The organism is Streptomyces sp. MBT65, assembly GCF_016612545.1.
Lineage (GTDB): Bacteria > Actinomycetota > Actinomycetes > Streptomycetales > Streptomycetaceae > Streptomyces.
Window position 1 is genome coordinate 1 of the sequence record NZ_JAENRY010000555.1, and the last position, 3744, is coordinate 3744.

Below are 3744 nucleotides of genomic sequence, written 5' to 3' on the forward strand. Positions count from 1 at the left end.
GTACCGGAGGCGCCGGCCGCCGCTCCGGCGGCCGGGGCCGGGGCAGCGGCGGGGGCGCCGGTGCCGTCGTCGATCACGGCCAGCTCGGCGCCGACCTCGACGGTCTCGTCCTCGGCCACCTTGATGGAGGCCAGTACGCCGGCGACGGGGGAGGGGATCTCGGTGTCGACTTTGTCGGTCGACACCTCGAGCAGCGGCTCGTCGGCCTCGACTCGCTCGCCCTCGGCCTTCAGCCAGCGGGTGACAGTGCCCTCGGTGACGCTTTCACCGAGCGCCGGAAGGGTTACGGAAACCGCCATGGTTTCGGTTGCTCCTTACGAATTGCGGAAGTCTGTGTCGTCGTCCGACCGAGGGGGTCAGTCGTGGGAGTGGAGAGGCTTCCCGGCCAGCGCCAGGTGGGCCTCGCCGAGCGCCTCGTTCTGCGTCGGGTGGGCGTGGATCAGCTGGGCGACCTCGGCGGGCAGCGCCTCCCAGTTGTAGATCAGCTGGGCTTCGCCGACCTGCTCGCCCATACGGTCGCCGACCATGTGGACGCCGACCACGGCACCGTCCTTCACCTGGACGAGCTTGATCTCGCCGGAGGTGTTGAGGATCTTGCTCTTGCCGTTGCCCGCGAGGTTGTACTTCAGAGCGACGACCTTGTCCGCGCCGTAGATCTCCTTGGCCTTGGCCTCGGTGATGCCCACGGAGGCGACCTCGGGGTGGCAGTACGTCACCCGGGGGACACCGTCGTAGTCGATCGGAACGGTCTTCAGACCGGCCAGACGCTCCGCCACCAGGATGCCCTCGGCGAAGCCGACGTGCGCGAGCTGGAGCGTCGGGACCAGGTCGCCGACGGCGGAGATGGTCGGGACGTTCGTCCGCATGTACTCGTCGACCGTGACGTAGCCGCGGTCGATCGCGACACCCTGCTCCTCGTAGCCGAGACCGGCGGAGACGGGCCCGCGGCCGACGGCGACGAGCAGCAGCTCGGCCTCGAACTCCTTGCCGTCGGCGAGGGTGACCTTGACGCCGTTCTCGGTGTACTCGGCCTTCGAGAAGAAGGTGCCCAGGTTGAACTTGATGCCGCGCTTGCGGAACGCGCGCTCAAGAAGCTTGGAGGAGTTCTCGTCCTCGAGCGGGGCGAGGTGCTTGAGGCCCTCGATGATCGTCACGTCGGCGCCGAAGGACTTCCACGCGGAGGCGAACTCCACGCCGATGACACCGCCGCCCAGGATGATCGCGGACTGCGGCACACGGTCCAGGACGAGGGCGTGGTCCGAGGAGATGATGCGGTTGCCGTCGATCTCCAGGCCCGGCAGCGACTTCGGCACGGAGCCGGTCGCCAGCAGCACGTGGCGGCCCTGGATGCGCTGGCCGTTGACGTCGACGGAGGTGGGGGAGGAGAGCCGCCCCTCACCCTCGATGTAGTGCACCTTGCGGGATGCGATCAGACCCTGCAGGCCCTTGTAGAGGCCCGAGATCACGCCGTCCTTGTACTTGTGGACGGCCGGTACGTCGATGCCCTCGAAGGTGGCCTTGACGCCGAACTGCTCGCTCTCGCGGGCCTGGTCGGCGATCTCGCCCGCGTGGAGCAGGGCCTTGGTGGGGATGCAACCTCGGTGCAGGCAGGTGCCGCCGACCTTGTCCTTCTCGATCAGAGCGACGTCCAGACCCAGCTGGGCCCCGCGCAGGGCCGCGGCGTAACCGCCACTACCACCGCCGAGGATCACTAGGTCGAAAACGGTGCTGGCGTCGTTCGCCACGTCACGTCCTCCATGCATGTGCGCCGTACGCCGGTCTTCAGTGACCGCGCGGCGGCTGGTGTCCGGCCGCTCTTTCATCGGCCCTGTGGTGGGGGCCCTGTCCTGCCGAGCCCATCTTCGCACTTGTCGGGGCCGTTCGAGACGCCGGGCCCGGGTGTGAGACACCACACGCTCACTTGAGAGAGACGTGGGTCTGGTGCCCCAGGGGCGCGGGGAACTGCGCAACCGGCCACAGCCGGTCCGCAGTCGCCCACGCACCTCAGGGCATTCGAGCTACTGGGCGAACGTCAGCCCAGATCCCCCGCCGCAGTCAGCTCCGCGAGCCGCACCAACGTCCGCACCGCGGACCCGGTCCCACCCTTGGGGGTGTACCCGAAGGGCCCGCCCTCGTTGAACGCGGGCCCCGCGATGTCGAGATGCGCCCAGGCGATCCCCTCACCCACGAACTCGCGCAGGAACAGCCCGGCGACCAGCCCGCCGCCCATCCGCTCACCCATGTTGGCGATGTCGGCGGTGGGCGAGTCCATCCCCTTGCGCAGGTGCTCGGGCAACGGCATCGGCCACGACGGCTCGCCGACCTCCTCGGCCGCGTCGACGATCGCCGCGCGGAACGCGTCGTCGTTCGCCATCACGCCGAAGGTCCGGCTCCCGAGAGCCAGGACCATCGCGCCGGTCAGCGTCGCCACGTCCACGATCGCGTCCGGCTTCTCCGCCGACGCCGCCCACAGCGCGTCCGCGAGGACCAGCCGGCCCTCGGCGTCCGTGTTGAGGACCTCGACGGTCTTGCCGCTGTACATGCGCAGCACGTCACCGGGACGGGTCGCGGAGCCGGACGGCATGTTCTCGGCGAGCGCCAGCCAGCCGGTGACGTTGACCTCGAGGCCCAGACGGGCGGCGGCGACGACGGCCGCGAACACGGCGGCGGCACCGCTCATGTCGCACTTCATCGTCTCGTTGTGCCCGGCCGGCTTGAGCGAGATACCGCCCGAGTCGTACGTGATGCCCTTGCCGACGAACGCGAGGTGCTTGGTGGCGTCGGCGTGCGTGTACGACAGCTTCACCAGCCGCGGACCGGCCGCGGAACCGGCGCCGACGCCGAGGATGCCGCCGTAGCCGCCCTTCTCCAGGGCCTTCTCGTCGAGCACCTCGACCTTGATGCCGTGCTCCTTGGCCGCGGTCTGCGCCACGGCCGCGAAGGCCTCCGGGTCGAGGTCGTTCGGCGGGGTGTTGATCAGGTCGCGGGCGCGGTTGAGCTCCTCGGTGACCGCCAGAGCACGCTCTACGGCCGCCTTGTACTCCTTGTCGCGCGGCTTGCCGCCGAGCAGGGCGACCTCGCCGAGCGGGCCCTTGCCCTTCGCGTCCTTGGCACCGCCCTTGTACGCGTCGAAGGAGTACGCGCCGAGCAGCGCGCCCTCGGCGATCGCACCGGCGTCGGCGGCGTCCGCGAGCGGCAGCGCGAAGGCGGCCTTCTTGGCGCCGGTGTCGCCGCCCGTGCCCTCACCGGCGCCAAGAAGGCCGCCTTCGCGCTGCCGCTCGCGGACGGCCGCCTTGCCGCCCTTGCCGACACCGATCACGATCGCGTCGGCCCGCAGGCCGGGCGCCGCGGCGGTGCTGAGAGTGAGAGCAGTCACAGTGGTGAATTCTCGCTTCCGATGTGAAGTTGCTGTGGTCGAACGGGGTGGGTCGACCGGGCCCGACAACCGACCCTATTTCCGACCTGCGGCGGCGGTGGACACAGGGGACTGGTGGCGGCCCAAGACGGAGCCTACGCGCGTGTGCGCGGTAGGGCGTTCGCGCGGGGGTTGCACGCGCCCGAAGCGGAGGGGCCACTTCTCGATCCCGATCCTGAAGTACGCCCAAGCGGCAACCCCGTTGAGGCAACCACCCCACGCACCCGCACTCACCCACCCAGCGAAAGCACCACGAGCGCAGCCGTGGCCGCGGTCTCCGCAAGCCCCCCGAACACGTCCCCGGTCACCCCACCGAACCGCCGCCGGCA

At 70.1% G+C, this 3744-nt stretch carries 3 protein-coding genes and 1 pseudogene; all 4 read right to left on the reverse strand.

Going from position 1 to position 3744, the window contains the following annotated elements; translation table 11 throughout:
• A partial coding sequence (locus JHN63_RS50180; protein ID WP_307782186.1) for a biotin/lipoyl-containing protein occupies positions 1–299 on the reverse strand: 299 nt, incomplete at its 3' end.
• Positions 300–356: 57 nt separating this feature from the next.
• Positions 357–1745 (reverse strand): dihydrolipoyl dehydrogenase, encoded by a 1389-nt coding sequence (gene lpdA / locus JHN63_RS50185; protein ID WP_200691806.1) that lies wholly within the window; start codon positions 1743–1745, stop codon positions 357–359.
• Positions 1746–2032: 287 nt separating this feature from the next.
• Positions 2033–3376 (reverse strand): leucyl aminopeptidase, encoded by a 1344-nt coding sequence (locus tag JHN63_RS50190; protein WP_200691807.1) that lies wholly within the window; start codon positions 3374–3376, stop codon positions 2033–2035.
• Positions 3377–3645: 269 nt separating this feature from the next.
• Positions 3646–3744, reverse strand: a pseudogene (locus JHN63_RS53685) (adenosylcobinamide-GDP ribazoletransferase); the annotation flags it as partial.